This is a genomic window from Pseudomonas sp. Xaverov 259 (assembly GCF_019352915.1).
Taxonomy (GTDB): domain Bacteria; phylum Pseudomonadota; class Gammaproteobacteria; order Pseudomonadales; family Pseudomonadaceae; genus Aquipseudomonas.
On sequence record NZ_JAAAFV010000057.1, the window covers coordinates 1,057,371 to 1,075,592 of the forward strand.

General features: G+C 60.5%; 11 protein-coding genes. 2 read left to right on the forward strand and 9 right to left on the reverse strand.

Annotation, left to right across the window (positions count from 1 at the left end):
* The first annotated feature begins 201 nt into the window (after positions 1–201).
* Both K0H48_RS27675 and pbpC read left to right on the forward strand, forming a co-directional pair.
* Positions 202–6,018, forward strand: coding sequence for an MG2 domain-containing protein (locus K0H48_RS27675; RefSeq protein ID WP_219337496.1), 5,817 nt, complete (start codon positions 202–204; stop codon positions 6,016–6,018).
* Entirely contained in the window at positions 5,999–8,308 is a 2,310-nt protein-coding gene (gene pbpC, locus K0H48_RS27680) for a penicillin-binding protein 1C (protein WP_219337497.1), read from the forward strand. Before K0H48_RS27675 ends, pbpC begins: the two co-directional genes overlap by 20 nt.
* A 59-nt stretch (positions 8,309–8,367) precedes the next feature.
* Here the strand turns inward: pbpC and K0H48_RS27685 are convergent, their stop codons facing one another.
* The 9 genes from K0H48_RS27685 to atpD form a co-directional block, all read right to left on the reverse strand.
* Positions 8,368–9,534, reverse strand: coding sequence for a hypothetical protein (locus K0H48_RS27685; protein ID WP_219337498.1), 1,167 nt, complete (start codon positions 9,532–9,534; stop codon positions 8,368–8,370).
* Positions 9,531–10,112, reverse strand: a complete 582-nt coding sequence (locus K0H48_RS27690) for a LemA family protein (protein WP_219337499.1) — start codon at positions 10,110–10,112, stop codon at positions 9,531–9,533. Before K0H48_RS27690 ends, K0H48_RS27685 begins: the two co-directional genes overlap by 4 nt.
* 108 nt (positions 10,113–10,220) lie before the next feature.
* On the reverse strand, positions 10,221–11,420 hold the full coding sequence (locus K0H48_RS27695) for a Fic family protein (RefSeq protein WP_219337500.1): 1,200 nt from the start codon (positions 11,418–11,420) through the stop codon (positions 10,221–10,223).
* 128 nt (positions 11,421–11,548) lie between these two features.
* Positions 11,549–11,956, reverse strand: coding sequence for a hypothetical protein (locus tag K0H48_RS27700; protein ID WP_257627112.1), 408 nt, complete (start codon positions 11,954–11,956; stop codon positions 11,549–11,551).
* Positions 11,957–12,031: 75 nt separating this feature from the next.
* Positions 12,032–13,864 carry a glutamine--fructose-6-phosphate transaminase (isomerizing) gene (gene glmS, locus K0H48_RS27705; protein ID WP_219337502.1) on the reverse strand — a complete coding sequence of 611 codons (1,833 nt, stop codon included), beginning with the start codon at positions 13,862–13,864 and terminating at the stop codon, positions 12,032–12,034.
* A gap of 10 nt (positions 13,865–13,874) precedes the next feature.
* Positions 13,875–14,642: a DeoR/GlpR family DNA-binding transcription regulator gene (locus tag K0H48_RS27710; protein WP_219337503.1), complete on the reverse strand. Its 768-nt coding sequence runs from the start codon at positions 14,640–14,642 to the stop codon at positions 13,875–13,877.
* 226 nt (positions 14,643–14,868) lie between these two features.
* Positions 14,869–16,236 carry a bifunctional UDP-N-acetylglucosamine diphosphorylase/glucosamine-1-phosphate N-acetyltransferase GlmU gene (gene glmU / locus K0H48_RS27715; protein ID WP_219337504.1) on the reverse strand — a complete coding sequence of 456 codons (1,368 nt, stop codon included), beginning with the start codon at positions 16,234–16,236 and terminating at the stop codon, positions 14,869–14,871.
* A 123-nt stretch (positions 16,237–16,359) separates the two neighbouring features.
* Complete coding sequence (locus K0H48_RS27720; protein WP_017135117.1) at positions 16,360–16,776, reverse strand: F0F1 ATP synthase subunit epsilon; 417 nt, start codon at positions 16,774–16,776, stop codon at positions 16,360–16,362.
* A gap of 44 nt (positions 16,777–16,820) precedes the next feature.
* Positions 16,821–18,200 carry a F0F1 ATP synthase subunit beta gene (atpD, locus tag K0H48_RS27725; RefSeq protein WP_056860940.1) on the reverse strand — a complete coding sequence of 460 codons (1,380 nt, stop codon included), beginning with the start codon at positions 18,198–18,200 and terminating at the stop codon, positions 16,821–16,823.
* Between the last annotated feature and the right edge of the window lie 22 nt (positions 18,201–18,222).

Below are 18,222 nucleotides of genomic sequence, written 5' to 3' on the forward strand. Positions count from 1 at the left end.
CAAGCCAGCTCCCACAGGTGTTTTGTGGTGTATTGGGAGGCCAAGCTAAGCCCGAAACCTTGGTTCACGGGCAGTCTTTTGATCGGTTTTGCGGTACGCCTCACCTTTGTGCAACACGCCTGAGCACGCTGACCACTTCACGTCATCTTTTGTATCAAAGACGCGTGTAAGATAGGCCGCACTTTGCCAGGGATGCTCACCATGTTCGATTCGTTGAAAGCGATCAGCCGCCGAATTCTCGGCGCTTTATTGACTGTGGTGAGTGCCGTCTTTGGCCAATGGCAGCCGCCAGCCTGGCTGCGAGCCACGGGCCGTGGCGTGGGGAGCCTGGGCAGTAAAGCCCGCGCCCATCCGCGCCAGGCGGGTGCCGGGGTCTTGGGCCTGGTGTTGCTGGCCGCCGCCGGCTTCTACGGCTGGCACTGGTATTCGAATTTGCCGCAGCCCCACACCGTGGGTTATTCGCTGCATAAGCCGAACCTGACCGATTACACCCAGCAGCCTGCGGTTGTGGATAACTTGCAGGTGCGTTTTGCCGAGTCCGTGGCTCCGCTGGCGGCGATTGGCAAGCCGGTCACTGAAGGCATTACCCTTAAACCCGCTGTAGCCGGTGCCTGGCGCTGGTCCGACGACCGCACGTTATTGTTCGTGCCCGAAAAAGATTGGCCTGTGGATGCTCATTACACACTCGACCTGGCCAAGAAAAAACTGCTGGCTGACGGCGTGCTGCTGAGCCAATACAGCAGCCAGTTCTCGACCCAACCGTTCCGCGCCACCCTGGCGCAAAACGAGCTGTACCAGGACCCGTCCAACCCGACGCTGAAACAGCTGGTGGCGACCTTTCACTTTTCCCACCCGGTGGATGAAGACAACCTGCGCAAGCGCGTCTCGGTAACCCTCGGCAAAGGCCTGGCCTACCGCGACGCCCAACTGCCCAACCGCCCGGAAATCACATTCGACGAGCTCAAACTGAATGCTTACGTGCGCTCCGCCGCCCTGGCCACGCCACTGGAAAGCACGCCGGTCAGCGCCAAGCTCGATGAAGGCATCAAGGCCCGTGACGGCGGCAATGCCAGCACCGCGCCACTGGTGGCGGAAGTCACCGTGCCCGGCCGTTATCGCCTGACGTTTACCGCTGCCGAAGTCAGCTTTGTCGACAACGAGCGCGGCGAACCGGAGCCGGTATTGATGTTCAGCAGCTCCAGCGCCGTGGCCGATGACACCATCGCCGGCAAGGTCCAGGCCTGGCTGCTGCCGGCCAAGGCCGAAGACGACACGCGCCCTTACACCAGCAACGATATCGATGACGCAATGCTGGCGCGCAGCACCAAGGTCAGCCTGACCCACGTGCCCAGCGTCGAGCCGCTGAACACCCTGCATGCCTTCAAGTTCAAAGCCCCGGCCGGCCGCGCGTTGTACGTGCGCGTGCCTGCCAACCTGGAAGCCATCGGTGGCTACCTGGCGAAAAACCCTACCGCCTCGCTGATCAGCATGCCGGCATATCCACGTACTTTGCAGTTCTTGTCCGACGGCGCGCTGCTAAGCCTCAACGGCGAAAAACGCCTAGGCTTCATGGCCCGTGGCGTGCCCGGCGCCCATGTGGAAATCGCCCGCCTGCTGCCCAACCAGTTGCAGCATTTGGTCGACCAAAGCAGCGGCAGCTTCGCCCGGCCGAATTTCGGCAATGAATACTTCGACCGCATGGTTGAGCGTCAGTCGCTGGATATTGCGCTGTCGTCCAATGACCCGGCGAAAACCGTCTACGACAACGTGGACCTGAGCCACTACCTCACCGCCAATGGCGGCCGTCGCGGTATTTTCGTGCTCAAGCTGAGCCCGCAGGATGACCCGGCCGAGCGTACCTTCGAGTACGAACGCAACAGCACCAGCGACCTGCGTTTTATCGTGGTTACCGACCTCGGCATCATCGCCAAGCGCTCCAGCGACGGCAGCCATGATGTCTTTGTGCAGTCCATCGGCAACGGCTCGCCGGTCGCCGATGCACAAGTGGACATCATGGGTCGCAACGGTCTGCCGGTCGCCAGCGGCCGCACCGACGCCGAAGGCCACGCGCATTTCGCCAAACTGGACGAACTGCGCCGTGAGAAAACGCCGCTGATGTATGTGGTCACGCGCGGCAATGACCAGTCGTTCCTGCCGATTGCCCGTCAGTCCCAGCAGTTGGACTTTTCACGCTTTGATGTAGGGGGTTTGGAAGAAGACGGCGCGATTAATCGCCTCAACGCGTATATGTTCACCGACCGTGGCCTGTACCGCCCGGGCGAAACCGCACACCTGGGCATGATCGTGCGCAGCGGCGACTGGAAAGGCGCCTTGCAAGGCCTGCCGGTAGAGCTGCAAATCACCGACCCGCGCGGCCTGGAAGTGATTCGCCAGCCGCTGAAGCTGTCCACCAGCGGCTTTGAAACCTTTGATTTCCCCAGCAGTGAAGTCGCCCCCGCCGGGGAGTACACCGCGACCTTGCAGTTGATCGGCCAGAAAAACACCCGCACCGACCTGGGCAGTGTCAGCTTCAAGGTCCGCGACTTCGAGCCGGACCGCATGAAGGTCAGCCTGAGCCTGCATGACACGCCGGTGTTGGGCTGGATCCCGCCGGACCAAGTGGTGGCCAAAGTCACCGCCATGCACCTGTTCGGCGCTCCGGCAGCCGGCCGGCGCGTCACGGCGAAGATGTCCCTGAGCCCGACGCTCGCGGCCTTTGACCGTTACCCCGATTACCGCTTCCGCCTCAACGACTCTCTGGAAGAAGCCAGCACCGAAGACCTGGCTGAAACCAGCGTCGACGACAACGGCCAGGCCGTGCTCGACCTCAACCTGCAACGCTTCGCCAGCAGCACCTATCGCCTGCAGGTGATGACCCAGGTGTTCGAGGCCGAAGGTGGCCGCAACGTGGCGGCGCAAAGTGCGCTGCTGGTGTCGTCTGCGCCTTATCTGGTCGGTGTGAAAAGTCAGGACTCGCTGTCGTACGTCGCCAAGGACGCCCCGCGTCAGGTGCAATGGCTGGCCGTCGCGCCAGACCTCACGCCGATGGCAGTGGATGGCCTGACCAGTGAAGTGGTCGAACACCGTTACGTGTCGGTACTGGTGAAACAGTCCAACGGCACCTACAAATATGAGTCACGCATCAAGAACATCAGCCAGCCGGCCTCACCGCTGACGATGACCAAGGACGGCGCCAAGCAGACGCTCAACACCGGCACGCCGGGTGATTTCACCCTGCAAGTCAAAGACGCCAATGGCCGCCTGCTCAACCAGATCGACTACAGCGTGGCCGGGCGTGGCAACACCTCGCGCTCCCTGGAGCGCAACGCCGAGCTGCAACTGCGCCTGGATAAACGCAGCTACGCCACCGGTGATGAGATTGCGATCAGCATCCGCGCGCCGTACACCGGTGCCGGCTTGATCACCATCGAGCGTGACAAGGTTTACACCCAACAGTGGTTCAAGGCCGACAGCACCAACAGCGTGCAACATATCCGCGTGCCTGCCGGGCTTGAGGGCAATGCCTACGTTAACGTGCAGTTTGTGCGCGACATGGGTTCGCCAGAGGTTTATATGAGCCCGCTGTCCTACGGCGTGGTGCCGTTCAGCATCAACCTGGATGCGCGGCGCATGGCGCTCAAGGTTGAAGGCCCGCAGAAGATCGAGCCGGGGCAGACGCTGGACATCAAGGTGACCGCCGACCGCCCAGGCCGCGCGGTAGTTTACGCGGTGGACGAAGGCATCCTGCAAGTGGCGCGTTACCAGACGCCCGACCCGTTGGGCTTCTTCTTCCAGAAACGCGCCTTGGAGGTTGGCACCAGTCAGATCCTTGACCTGATCCTGCCGGAATTCAGCCGCCTGCTCAGTGGGGCAGCGCCCGGTGGTGACACCGAAGGCGCGCTGGCCAACCACCTCAACCCGTTCAAGCGTAAACACCAGCCGCCAGTGGCCTGGTGGTCCGGGCTGGTTGACCTGCCCGCCGGTGAAACCGTACTGCACTACCAAGTGCCGGACAGCTTCAACGGCAAGCTGCACCTGTTTGCAGTGGCGGTGGACAGCGACAGCGTGGGTGTCAGCGAGGCCAATACCGAAGTGCGCGGGCCGATTGTGATCACGCCGAACGTGCCGGCCTTTGTGGCACCGGGGGATGTGTTCAATGTGAGCGCCGGGGTGTTCAGTAACCTCGACGCGGCAGCGGACGTGAAGTTTGAAGTGCAGACCAGCGACGGCCTCAATGTGCAGGGCGACAAAGGCAGCACCCTGTCGCTGCAACCGCGCAAGGAAGGCACCGCCGAGTTCAAGATCAAGGTGGGTGAAACCCTCGGCTCGGCGGACCTGCGTTTTGTCGCGGTACTGCCGAACGGCAAACGTATCCAGGTGGCGGAAACCACTTCGATCCGCCCACTGAGCGAGCATCGCGTGGCCTTGAGCCTGGGCCGGTTCGACAGCGCCAGCAAAGAGCTGAAACCGACCCGCGAACTGTTCAGCCAATTGCGCGATGTGCAGTTGGGTGTGGCCGCCTCGCCGCTGGTATGGGCCAACGGCCTCAAGCATTACCTGGATGACTATGGCTACGCCTGCACCGAGCAATTGGTGTCCAAGGCCATGCCAGCGTTGATCTGGGGCGGTACCGCACCAGAAGCCGAACAAGCCTTCAGCGGCGCGGTGCGCATGCTGCGCCAGCGCCAGAACTCGGCCGGTGGCTTTGGTTTGTGGGCCGCCAACCCGGACGTGGCGCCGTATGCCAGCCTGTACGCCACCGACTTCCTGATCGAAGCCAAGGAACGCGGGCTGCCGGTGCCGGAAGACCTGCTGGCGCGCTCCAACGCCTACCTGACCGACTTGGCCAATGGCCCGAGCGAAGGTCTGTCGGAATTGCGCAACCGTGCCTACGCCAGTTACCTCTTGAGCCGTCAGGGAATTCTGGTGAGCGGCGCCTTGAGCGATATCCGCGAGCGTTACGAGAGCTACTTCAAAGACACCTGGCAGAACGACTTGGGCGCCGCTTACCTGGCGGCCAGTTACAAGCTGCTCAAGCAGGATCGTCAGGCCGATACCTTGTTCCGCAAAATCCCGTGGCGTTCGCTGGTGGATAAGTGGGAGAGCGATGGCCTGTATTACGACCCGCTGGTACACGATGCCGAGCACTTGCACCTGCTGGCGCGTCACTTCCCCGAGTTGCTTGACGATGTACCGACGGCGCTGCTGGATAAACTCGGCAAGCGCCTGAACGAACAGCGTTACAACTCGCTGTCGGCCGCCCTGCTGCTGCGCGCCCTGGACAACTATGGCCAGCGTGCCCAGAGCGACATGACCCTCAAGGCGACCGCCTGGCTGGGTGACAAGCAACAGCAATTGCTGGAGATGGCCGGCCAGCCACCGCGCGCCGCCGTGCCGGGTAAAACGCAGAAGCTGGTGATGGAAAAAACCGACGGACCGGCCGCCTTCTACATGCTCAGCGAAGCCGGTTTCGACAAGGGCGCCAAGCTCAAGCCGATCAACAATGGCCTGGAAATCATCCACGAATACCTCGACCTCAAAGGCGAGACGGTGAGCAAAGTCGCGGTGGGCGACGAGTTCCTGGTGCGCCTGCGCCTGCGCGCCACCGACCGTGACCAAGTGCAGCAAGTGGCCGTGGTCGACTTGCTGCCAGGCGGTGTCGAGCCTGTGTATAACTTGCCACCGGAGCCGGAAGCGGCCGCCAGCAACGAAGAAAGTGAAAGTGAAGGCGACGATTCCGAGTACGTGGAAACCGCCGACGGTGATGAACTCGATGCCTGGCAGGCGCCGATCGGCGAGACCGAGCTGAGCAACTGGCAGCCGGACTACGTGGACGTGCGCGATGATCGGGTGGTGTTGTACGGCACCGCGCTGCGTGATGTAGGCACTTTCGTGTACCGCGTGCGCGCCACCAACGCGGGGACGTTCAATACGCCACCGGCCTACGCCGAAGGCATGTACGAAACCACCCTGCAAGGGCGCGGCAAAGTAGGCCAGCTTGAAATTACCAAGCCTTAAACGCCTGACGCCGCTGCTTGCAGCGGCGGGGCTCGTTACAGGCACGCTGGCGGGGCTGCGATGGTGGCCCCACGCCCCCCTCGAACAGGCCGTCACCTCGTCCCGCGTGGTGTTGGCCGACGACGGCGCGCTGCTGCGCATGACCTTGGCGCAGGATGGGCAATACCGCCTATGGCTGCCGCTTGCGCGCATGTCGCCATCACTGGTCGAAGCCTTGTTGCTCAAGGAAGACCGTAATTTCTATTGGCACCCGGGCATCAACCCCCCGGCGTTGCTGCGTGCGGCCATGGCCACCTACAGCGGCGGCCAGCGTCAGGGCGGTTCGACCTTGAGCATGCAGTTGGCGCGGCGGCTGTGGGACCTCAACACCCGCCAAGTGCCAGGCAAATTGCAGCAGATGGCCCTGGCGCTGTGGCTGGAAGCGCGCTACAGCAAGCACGATATCCTTGAGGCTTACCTGAACCTGGCGCCCATGGGCGGCAATATCGAAGGTGCCGAAGCGGCCAGCCGGATTTACTTTGGCAAGTCGGCGGCGCAGTTGTCGTTGTCCGAAGCGCTGGCGCTGGCGGTGATCCCGCAGCAACCGGGGCGGCGCGCACGCTTCGGGCCGTCGCTGCAACATGCGCGGCTGCGCTTGATGGCCGACTGGCGCGAAACTTATCCACAGGACCCGCGTAACGACAGCTTGCTCGACTTGCCCCTGGAGGCGCGCAACCGCCAGCAGATCCCGTTTCTGGCGCCGCACTTGAGCGAACAGTTGCTGGCGTCGCAGCCCGGCAACGAGTTGAACACCACCCTCAACCTGCCTTTGCAGCAACTGCTCGAACGCCTGATCACCGGTTTTATTGCCGAGCGGCGCAGTACCGGTGTGGAAAACGCCACGGCCATCCTTGTGGACAGCCGCGACCAGAGCGTCAAGGCGCTGGTAGGTTCGGCGGATTACTTATCCACAAGCATCCACGGCCAGGTCAACGGCGTGTTGTCACGGCGCTCGCCGGGGTCAACGCTCAAGCCATTTCTGTATGGGTTGGCGCTGGATCAGGGGGTTATCCACCCCATGAGCATCCTCAAGGATTTACCCAGTAACTTCGGCTACTTCCAACCGGAAAATTTCGACGGCAGTTTTGTCGGGCCACTGACGGCGCGGGACGCGTTGATCCGTAGTCGCAATATTCCAGCGGTATGGCTCGCCAGCCAGGTGCAGTCGCCCTCACTGTATGGCTTGCTGCAACGCGCCGGTATCAAAGGCCTGCGCGGTGAAGCCCATTACGGCCTGGCCTTGGCCTTGGGCGGCGGCGAAATGACGCCCGAAGAGCTGGCGCGCTTATATGTGATGCTCGCCGGTGACGGGCACTTGCGGCCGTTGCGCTATTTGCAGGAACAGCCGCAAACCACCGGCGCGCAACTGCTCACGCCCCAAGCGGCGTTTATGGTGCGCGACATGCTGCGCCGCAACCCGCGCCCGGATGGCCTGCCCGGCCGCCACTGGCGTACCGCGTGGAAAACCGGCACGTCCTGGGGCTTTCACGATGCCTGGAGCGCGGGCCTGGTGGGGCCGTATGTGCTGGTGGTGTGGGTGGGCAACTTTGATGGGCGGCCGAACCCGACGTTTATCGGCGCCAAAACTGCTGCGCCGCTGTTCTTCCGGATCGCCGATGCATTGCCCCTGGCCTTGCCCAATGTGGTGATCAAACCCGACAAGCCGCCCGCCGGGCTGGTGCGCATCGACGTGTGCGCGGCCTCCGGCGAGCTGCCCAACCGCTGGTGCCCGCAAACTCGCAAGACCTGGTACATACCCGGCGTGTCGCCGATTCGCGTGTCCAACCTGCATCGCCCGGTACTGATCGATACGCGCACCGGCAAGGCCGCGTGCCCGCCGTTCGAGCCGCAATACACCCGCGAAGAAGTCTTCGAATTCTGGCCAAGCGATGTGCAGCGCCTTTACCGCGCCGCCGGCCTGCCCCGGCGCACACCGCCTAATGTGATGAAAAATTGCCAGCCCAACCGCATCAGCGACCAAAGCGAAGCGCCGCAGATTCGCTCGCCGCTGACCCAGGTGAGCTACCAGTTGCGCCTGTCCCAGCCGCAGGAAAGTATCCCGCTCAATGCCAACGCGGCCAGCGACGCGACCACGCTGTACTGGTTTGCCGACCAGACGCTGATCGGCCAAGGCCCGCCGCAGACCACGTTGAACTGGCGGCCGGGCAAGTCGGGCGAATACCAGTTGCGGGTAAGTGATGATCAGGGCCGCAGTGCGAGCCGCAGGCTGAAAGTGGAGTTTGTGCCCTGATCCCACAGTTGATCTTTGCTGCTTTGAGGGTTGTGGTCTTGCCTCTTCAATCGCCCTGATCAGGCGTCTTCATCGCCGAAGCTGGCTTTGCCCACGCGCTTGGCATAATGGTTGTACGCCGCGCCAAGTTTTCTCTGCTCGAAGATTGAGAACACCAAGGTGCCCAGCAGGATCAGCATCCACACCAGAAACAACTTCATCGTATCCACATGGGCAACGAACAGCAGCAGGGTCACTACGCCGCCAATCACCATGCCCAAGCCCATCCATGCTCCCAGTACGCGCCCCACGGCCAGGCGAATACCTTTGGGCAGGACTAGCCGGGTAGCCATCATGACGACGATAAGGGCCAAAAAGAAGCCAAACGCAGCCATGAACGGAATCTGAAAGCCGCCCTCGCGGTACAGCCAGGCGAGCAATTGATAGAACGGGCCCCGTTCGGCCATCTGTGGATAAGTCTCGGGGCCGGGCAAATGCAGTTGAGCGAAATGCGCTGGCGTCATGGCCATGACGCCCACCCCGAGCAGCCCAACCACCGCGCCATAAAAACCACCGGCGCGCCATAACGGCGCCAGCACTCGGCGGTTTTCCACATCCTCAGTCAGTACTACGCCGAACACCGCCTTCGGGTGTCTGCCCTGTGAAATAACCGTTTGGCCTTCTCGCTCACCGGCGTCGCCAATCAGCATCACGTCCAGGTCCTGGACCAACAGGATTTCACCCTGGCGGCGGGAACTACCGAGCAGCTCATACTCGACAGGCGATTTATTACCAAACAGGTCAATCCCTTCAGCAATCACGCGGACCTCACCGCTGGCGTCCCGCAGCCGGAAGTCATGACAGCGCGCCTCACCCAACACCCGGCTCCAACTCCAATCGCCGTCCTTGTCTTTGGTCCCCTCTTCGACAATCAGCACATAACCCACACACGGCTTGCCATAGACCGGCGACAGCATGGTCTGGTCGGCAATCACCTTGCCGCGCACTTCCACCAGGCCCATGGCCAGCGAACGAATCTGACTGGTGGCCAGGCGCTGCTCGGTTTTGTAGAAGCTGGGGCCAAAGCTGACCAGCAATCCGAACAGAATGCCCACAGGGAAAAACAGCGCAATCAGGATGTTTGGCGCATAAACCAACAAGGCGATAAAGCCGGCGAGGAACACCAGCGCCAGCGCGGTTTTCCACTTCGGCTTTTTCACCACAACGCCTGCCTGGGTGGTTTTCATGCCCCCGGCACCTCAAGTTTCACGCCTTCGTAGCGGGTTTCTTCGGCGCTGATGGCCAACAGCGGAATACGCTGATAGCTGAGCATCCGCGCAAAGAACAGGTCGGGGAACACCGCGATGGCGATGTTATAGAGGTTCACCGACTCATTGAAGAACTCACGCCGGTCAGCAATGCGCTCCTCCACAGCCGAGATAGCCTGTTGCAACTCGACCATGTTCGGCCCCGAGATCAGCGCCGGATAACTCTCCGCCACCGCAATCACCGACTTGAGCGCCGCGTTGAGCTGGTTGGACGCATCGACCTTAGCGTTGAGGCTGCTGGCGTTCAGGTATTGAGTGCGCGCGTCGCTGAGGCGGGTAAACAATGCGTTCTCATGGTTCATGGCGGTCTGCACCACGCGCATCAGGTCGGGGATCTGATCGGCCCGTTGCTTGAGCAGCACGTCAATATTGGCGAAAGCTTTATCCACATCGTTGCGCCGCATCACCAGGCCGTTGTAGACGCCGACCATCCAGCCGATCAAGCCCACGACAATGATCAGCACGACGATACCGGCGATAAGCAGTTCTATGTTCATGGTGAAGGCGTTCCCTGGCTGAGTTATCCACAGGGAGGCATTCTAGGGCTAAAGCGCAGTGAAGCACCCGGACTTAGCGCACAGAACCGACAAGCGCATCGTTCAAGGCTAGAAACGTCTGTGCAAATCGGGAAAGATCAACTGTGCAAACCACACAGGCAGTCCCGGAAAGATCGACCGTGATTTTGCTGAAGAGGCTTCAACTACGCCCAAATCAATGAGTTTTCTGAGTTGCTCACTGGCAACTCGGTCGTGCAGGCCGGAAAACGTCTTGAAGTCGGCTCGAAGCATCTCGCCTTGGGTCAGCAAGATATGGATCGCTTTGGCCATTTCCTGCTTCACGCCTGCCTGGATAAATCGCGGCTCAAGCCCGACGACCCGTTCCAGCCGGTGGCGCAAGGACACAAGGTCCATGGCTTGCTCGACATAGTCCATTTGATCGATGCAAACCTGCAGCATGAATTCCACAAAGCCAAACAAACCCGCTTGGGTGAGTTGACCCCGACCATCCAGATCGCCTCGGCGAGGCTGATCCGCTGCGCGCAGATGGGCATAGTATTCATCCTGCTTCCGTGCCAACCCTCTGGACAGTGACCACAATGGTGAAGCAAGCCCAAGCCGCATCAGTTGCAGGTGGGTCATCATGCGTATAACCCGGCCATTACCATCTTCAAAAGGGTGCACGAAAGCAAGGCGATGATGGTAAGCCAGCGAGCCAAGGATTCGCGGGGTCAGGTCAGGTTGTCTGCCATAGACCTGCTGAAGCCGAGTGAGCATGGGCGTTACAGCCTCCCAGGCTGGCGCAGCATGGTCACCCACCAGAACGTTTCGCTGCGCGGCGTCACGCAGTTGGCCAGGCACCAGCAGGTGGCCGTCACCCAGCCGTAAATCTTCATCACTCGCCTCGCGGAAAAGGCGGCGATGAACAACAGACACCAGTTCTGGCGCGAAGAACAGATCCCAAGGGGCGTCCATGGATTGGGGCCGTCGCAAGGCTCTCTCCAACAATTCCTGAACGCCAATATGACTTTCGGCGAGAGCTCGCAGCTCCTTGGGGTCACGCCTGGGCACGCGAGCCGACAACGTGACCGGCTCCGTAAACTGGCCCTCGATCAGGTTGCTGTAATAGCTACTGGTGATCCGCATCAAACCGCCTATGCGGTTGGCCGTTTGCCTGGGCAAGAGCCCTGTCAGCTTTCCAGCGCGAAAGCCGAGGGACTCTGCCGTACGCACTGTCGACGCAGGAAACCCCGGGGAAGGCCAGATAGGCTCAAGCCAATGGTTTCCAGAAATAAATTCCTGCGCCATTACGGTTACCTTTTTCCGATTTGTTTTCCGATATTTTTTTTCACAATGATCAATATTAGCTGGGCTTATCCCGGTTTTAATATCGATATTCAGATTTATTTTTCCGATATTTTTTCCGACTTTTTAATTTAGGAAAAATCTGCATTCAATGCCATACGTATTTCCTCGTCCGGTATGAGTTCGATATAGCTGGATTTCCCGCCGCCGGTCGCCCCCGACAGCCAGCCCCACTCGAAGCCCAGCGTAGTACGCCCGACGTCGTCATAGCCGACAGTGCCACGGGACCAGCCGGCAAGGAGCTCTCCTTGCGTGGTCAGGCACTGGTACAGAAGCTCGATGGAATCCTCGCCTGTCACACGCCCGACCTGCTGCCCCAGGTGGATTCGGCCGCCTTGGTAAGTGCCGGTAATAGCATCACCCTCGACCAGGTAGTGAAACACCGTGCCGGAGCCGGAAAGCCCGTGGGTGTTGTTGGCGACAGCGAACCTGCGATTGTTCAAACGCTCGCGGATCGTTGAAAAGGGAGTTTGCTTCAAAACCGAATCCTTTCGTATGACGAGGTCCATTTCGACAGCAAGCTGGAGACCCGAGGGCCTCCAGGGTATGGCCTGTTACTCCACCGTCACCGACTTCGCCAGGTTACGCGGCTGGTCAACGTCAGTGCCCTTGAGCACGGCAACGTAATACGACAGCAGTTGTAACGGGATGGTGTAGAGGATCGGCGACAGGGTGTCGTGGATGTGCGGCATGTTGATCACGTGGGTGCCTTCGCCGTTGGTCATGCCGGCTTTTTCATCGGCGAACACGATCAGCTGGCCGCCACGCGCGCGTACTTCCTGCAGGTTGGATTTGAGCTTTTCCAGCAGTTCGTTGTTCGGCGCGACGGTGACCACCGGCATGTCGTCATCCACCAGGGCCAATGGGCCGTGTTTGAGTTCGCCGGCCGGGTAGGCTTCGGCGTGGATGTACGAGATTTCCTTGAGCTTGAGCGAGCCTTCCATCGCCACCGGGTATTGCGCGCCACGGCCGAGGAACAGGGTGTGGTTCTTGTCGGCGAACAGTTCGGCGACTTTTTCCACGGTGCTGTCCATCGCCAGTGCTTCGCCCAGGCGGGTCGGCAGGCGGCGCAGTTCTTCGACCAGGGTGGCTTCGACGCCTTCGGCGAGGGTGCCGCGCACCTGGCCCAGGGACAGGGTCAGCAGCAACAGGCCAACGAGTTGGGTGGTAAAGGCTTTGGTGGACGCCACGCCGATTTCGCGACCGGCCTGGGTCAGCAGGGTCAGGTCGGACTCACGCACCAGCGAGCTGATGCTGACGTTGCAGATCGCCAGGCTGCCGAGAAAGCCGAGCTCTTTAGCGTTACGCAGCGCGGCCAGGGTGTCGGCCGTTTCGCCGGACTGGGAGATGGTCACGAACAGGGTGTCAGGCTGCACCACCACCTTGCGGTAGCGGAACTCGCTGGCGACTTCGACCTGGCACGGGATGCCGGCCAGTTCTTCGAGCCAGTAACGGGCAACCATACCGGCGTGGTAGCTGGTGCCGCAGGCGACGATCTGCACATTGCGCACTTTGGCGAACAGCTCGGCGGCTTGCGGGCCGAAGGCGTTGACCAGCACTTGGTTGTGGCTCAGGCGGCCTTCCAGGGTGCGTTGCACCACGGACGGTTGCTCGTGGATTTCCTTGAGCATGAAGTGGCGGAATTCGCCTTTATCAGCGGCCTCGGCACCATCACGGTATTGCACGGCTTCGCGCTCGACCGGCACGCCGTTGACGTCCCAGATCTGCACGCTTTCACGGCGAATATCGGCGATATCGCCTTCTTCCAGGTACATGAAGCGGTCAGTCACTTGGCGCAGGGCCAGTTGGTCGGAGGCGAGGAAGTTTTCGCCCAGGCCCAGGCCAATCACCAACGGGCTGCCACTGCGTGCAGCCACCACGCGGTCGGGTTGGCTGGCGCAGACCACGGCCAGGCCGTAGGCGCCGTGCAGTTCCTTGACGGTGGCCTTGAGGGCGACGGTCAGGTCGCCAAGGTCCTTGAGCTTGTGGTTGAGCAGGTGAGCGATGACTTCAGTGTCGGTGTCCGAGGTGAACACGTAGCCCAAGCCTTTGAGTTGTTCGCGCAGCACTTCGTGGTTTTCAATGATGCCGTTGTGCACCACGGCCAGGTCGCCGGAGAAATGCGGGTGAGCATTACGTTCGCACGGCGCACCGTGGGTGGCCCAGCGGGTGTGGGCGATACCCAGACGGCCCACCAGCGGCTCGCCGAGCAGGGCTTGTTCCAGCTCGCTGACTTTGCCTGGGCGACGCATGCGCTCGAGTTTACCGGCGTTGGTAAATACGGCTACACCGGCGCTGTCATAGCCGCGGTATTCCAGGCGCTTGAGGCCTTCAAGCAGGATGGCGGTGACGTTGCGTTCAGCGACTGCGCCTACAATTCCACACATGGTGTATCTCCTAGATGATTGCCGCGCATATCAGCGTAATGCCGCGGGCTTGGATCTGGTCGCGGGCCTCAAGCGGCAGGCGATCATCGGTAATTAGGGTATGGACGCTGCTCCAGGGCAGTTCCAGGTTGGGAATCTTGCGGCCGATCTTGTCGGATTCGACCATCACCACCACTTCACGGGCGACCTCGGCCATTACACGGCTCAGGCCCAGCAGTTCGTTGAAGGTGGTGGTGCCACGTTCCAGATCGATGCCATCGGCTCCGATAAACAACTGATCAAAATCGTAAGAACGTAGCACTTGTTCGGCGACCTGGCCCTGGAATGAATCCGAATGCGGGTCCCAGGTGCCGCCGGTCATCAACAGCACCGGCTCATGTTCCAGCTCGCTCAAGGCGCGGGCCACGTGCAGGGAGTTGGTCATCACCACCAGACCGGGCTGCGGGCCCAGTTGAGGAATCATGGCGGCGGTGGTGCTGCCGCTGTCGATGATGATGCGCGCGTGTTCACGCAAGCGCATGACGGCCGCACGGGCGATGGCGCGCTTGTAGGCCGAGATGGGCTGCGCGGCGTCGCCGACCAGTTCTTGGGGCATGGTGATCGCGCCACCATAGCGGCGCAGCAGCAGGCCATTGCTTTCGAGGGCGGCGAGGTCCTTGCGGATGGTCACTTCCGAGGTTTCGAAACGCTTGGCCAATTCGTCCACGCTGACTTCGCCCTGTTCATTGAGCAGGGTCAGAATGTTGTGGCGCCGTTGGGGTGTATTTCGTTTCGACATGGTGATGATAAGTTTCGCTTCGAAAGATAACGAAGGCAATCAAAACCTATTGGCAGGAAATCGTCAAGCAGATGGAAAAGTTTTTGCACAACACTGAGCACAATGTGGGAGCGGGCTTGCTCGCGAATGCGGTGTGTCAGTCAACTTTTCAGTGCCTGACCGAACGCTTTCGCGAGCAAGCCCGCTCCCACATTTGAACTGTATTGATCTTTGGGTTGTGGATAACTCAGGTCTTTTTGATTTTGACCGGGCGTTTCCAGCCGTCGATGTTGCGCTGGCGGGCGCGGGCCACAGCCAGTTGCGACTTATCCACATCCTGGTTGATGGTCGAACCTGCCGCAGTGTTGGAGCCATCACCGATAGTGACCGGCGCAATCAGCGAGTTATTGGAGCCGATAAACACATCTTCACCAATGGTCGTCTGGTACTTGTTGGCGCCATCGTAGTTGCAGGTGATGGCACCAGCGCCGATGTTGCTGCGCGCGCCGATCACTGCATCGCCGAGGTAGGCCAAGTGACCCGCCTTAGCGTCGTCGCCCATTTTTGCGTTTTTAAGTTCGACGAAATTGCCGACGTGCGCACGGGCACCCAGCACACTGCCCGGACGAAGGCGCGCAAACGGGCCGGCATCGCTGCCCTCGCCCATCACCGCGCCATCAAGATGGCTGTTGGCCTTGACCACCACGCCTTTGCGTAAGGTGCTGTCCTTGATGACACAGTTGGGGCCAATCACCACGTTGTCCTCGATGATCACGCGGCCTTCAAGGATCACGTTGATATCGATCAGCACGTCGCGGCCAACCGTGACTTCACCGCGCACATCGAAGCGCGCCGGGTCGCGCAGGGTTACGCCCTGGGCCATCAGGCGGCGGCCTTCGCGCAGTTGATAGTGACGCTCAAGCTCGGCAAGCTGCTTGCGGTCGTTGGCGCCCTGCACTTCTATCGGGTCGTGGGGCTGTTCGGTGGCAACCAGCAGGCCGTCACTTACCGCCATTTCGATGACGTCGGTGAGGTAGTACTCGCCCTGGGCGTTGTTGTTCGACAAACGGCTCATCCAGTCAGCCAGCTTGTTGGCCGGCACGGCGAGAATGCCGGTGTTGCCTTCAGTAATCGCACGTTGGGCTTCGCTGGCGTCTTTGTGCTCGACGATAGCCGCGACCTTGCCGCTGGCATCGCGCACGATGCGACCGTAGCCGGTAGGATCGTCCAGCTCAACGGTGAGCAGCCCCATCTGGCCGGATATTACGTGCTTGAGCAGGCGTTGCAGGGTTTCAACCTCGATCAGCGGTACGTCGCCATAGAGGATCAGCACGGTGTCGGCGCTGATGAACGGTACAGCTTGCGCCGTCGCGTGGCCGGTACCCAGTTGCTTGTCCTGCAACACGAAATTCAGGTCATCCGCGGCCAGGCGTTCACGCACCACGTCAGCGCCGTGGCCGATCACCACGTGGATGCGCTGTGGGTCCAGTTGTCGGGCGCTGTGGATAACATGGCCAAGCATGGAATTGCCCGCGACCGGGTGCAGCACCTTGGGCAGGGCCGAACGCATGCGTGTGCCCTGGCCTGCGGCGAGAATGACGATTTCAAGAGACATTAATGGCTACCAATCCTGGGCGGTCCGACTTCAGACCTGAGAAGTGTTTTGCTGAAAAAGAAAAAGGGTAGCCGAGGCTACCCTTTTTAATCAATCGCGCTTGAAGCATTGCGGCCAGGCCGCTTACTTCTTGCGGATCTGCTGGAGCGTGCGCAGCTGAGCTGCAGCCTCGGCCAGACGTACAGCAGCAGCGCTGTAGTCGAAGTCCGCACCCTTTTCGTTCAGGGCCTTCTCGGCAGCCTTGACGGCTTCCTGAGCGGAGGCTTCATCCAGGTCGCCAGCACGTTGCACGGTGTCGGCAAGTACCTTGACCATGTTCGGCTGAACCTCGAGGAAGCCGCCGGAGATGTAAAACACCTCACGTTCCCCGCCTTGCTTGGTCAGAGTGATCGGACCTGGCTTCAAGCTGGTGATCAACGGTGCGTGACCCATGGCGATACCAAGATCACCCAGATCGCCGTGTGCAATCACCATTTCTACCAGACCGGAGAAAATTTCCCCTTCCGCGCTGACGATATCGCAATGGACTGTCATAGCCATCTGATTGCCTCAACCTGATGAGCGCCCGTTTCCGGGCGCCGAGATTACAGTTTCTTGGCTTTCTCGATCGCTTCTTCGATGCCGCCGACCATGTAGAACGCTTGTTCTGGCAGGTGGTCGTAGTCACCGTTGAGGATGCCTTTGAAGCCAGCAATGGTGTCTTTCAGGGAAACGTATTTACCCGAAGCACCGGTGAAGACTTCAGCCACGAAGAACGGCTGCGACAAGAAGCGCTGGATCTTACGAGCACGGTTTACCAACTGCTTGTCGGCTTCCGACAGCTCGTCCATACCCAGGATCGCAATGATGTCCTTCAGTTCTTTGTAACGCTGCAGCACGTACTGAACGCCGCGAGCGGTGTCGTAGTGCTCCTGGCCGATCACGTTCGGATCCAGCTGGCGCGAAGTCGAGTCGAGTGGATCGACCGCTGGGTAGATACCCAGGGAAGCGATGTCACGGGACAGAACGACGGTGGCGTCCAAGTGGGCGAAGGTGGTCGCAGGCGACGGGTCAGTCAAGTCATCCGCAGGTACGTATACCGCTTGGATCGAGGTGATCGAACCTTCTTTGGTCGAAGTGATACGTTCCTGCAGAACGCCCATCTCTTCGGCCAGGGTCGGTTGGTAACCTACTGCAGAAGGCATACGGCCCAGCAGTGCGGATACTTCAGTACCGGCCAAGGTGTAACGGTAGATGTTGTCGACGAACAGCAGAACGTCGTTACCTTCGTCACGGAACTTCTCGGCCATGGTCAGGCCAGTCAGTGCAACGCGCAGACGGTTACCCGGCGGCTCGTTCATCTGACCGTAAACCAGTGCCACTTTGTCCAGAACGTTGGAGTCCTTCATCTCGTGGTAGAAGTCGTTACCCTCACGAGTACGCTCACCAACACCTGCGAACACGGAATAACCGCTGTGCTCGATGGCGATGTTACGGATCAGTTCCATCATGTTTACGGTTTTGCCTACACCGGCACCACCGAACAGACCGACTTTACCGCCTTTGGCGAACGGGCAAACCAGGTCGATAACCTTGATACCGGTTTCGAGCAGATCGTTGCCGCCAGCTTGTTCGGCGAACGAAGGAGCTGGACGGTGAATGCCCCAGCGCTCTTCGGTGTCGATCGGGCCAGCTTCGTCAATCGGGTTGCCCAGTACGTCCATGATCCGGCCCAGGGTCGCTTTACCGACCGGTACGGAGATGGCAGCGCCAGTGTCAAGCACACCCAGACCACGTTTCAGGCCTTCGGTGGAACCCATTGCAATGGTCCGTACCACGCCGTCGCCCAGCTGCTGCTGAACTTCCAGAGTGGTGCCGGCATCGCTTTGTACTTTCAAAGCGTTGTAGATGCTCGGTACGCTGTCGCGTGGAAATTCCACGTCGATAACGGCGCCGATGATTTGAACGATACGTCCGCTACTCATAGCTGGATCCTCTGAATATTTG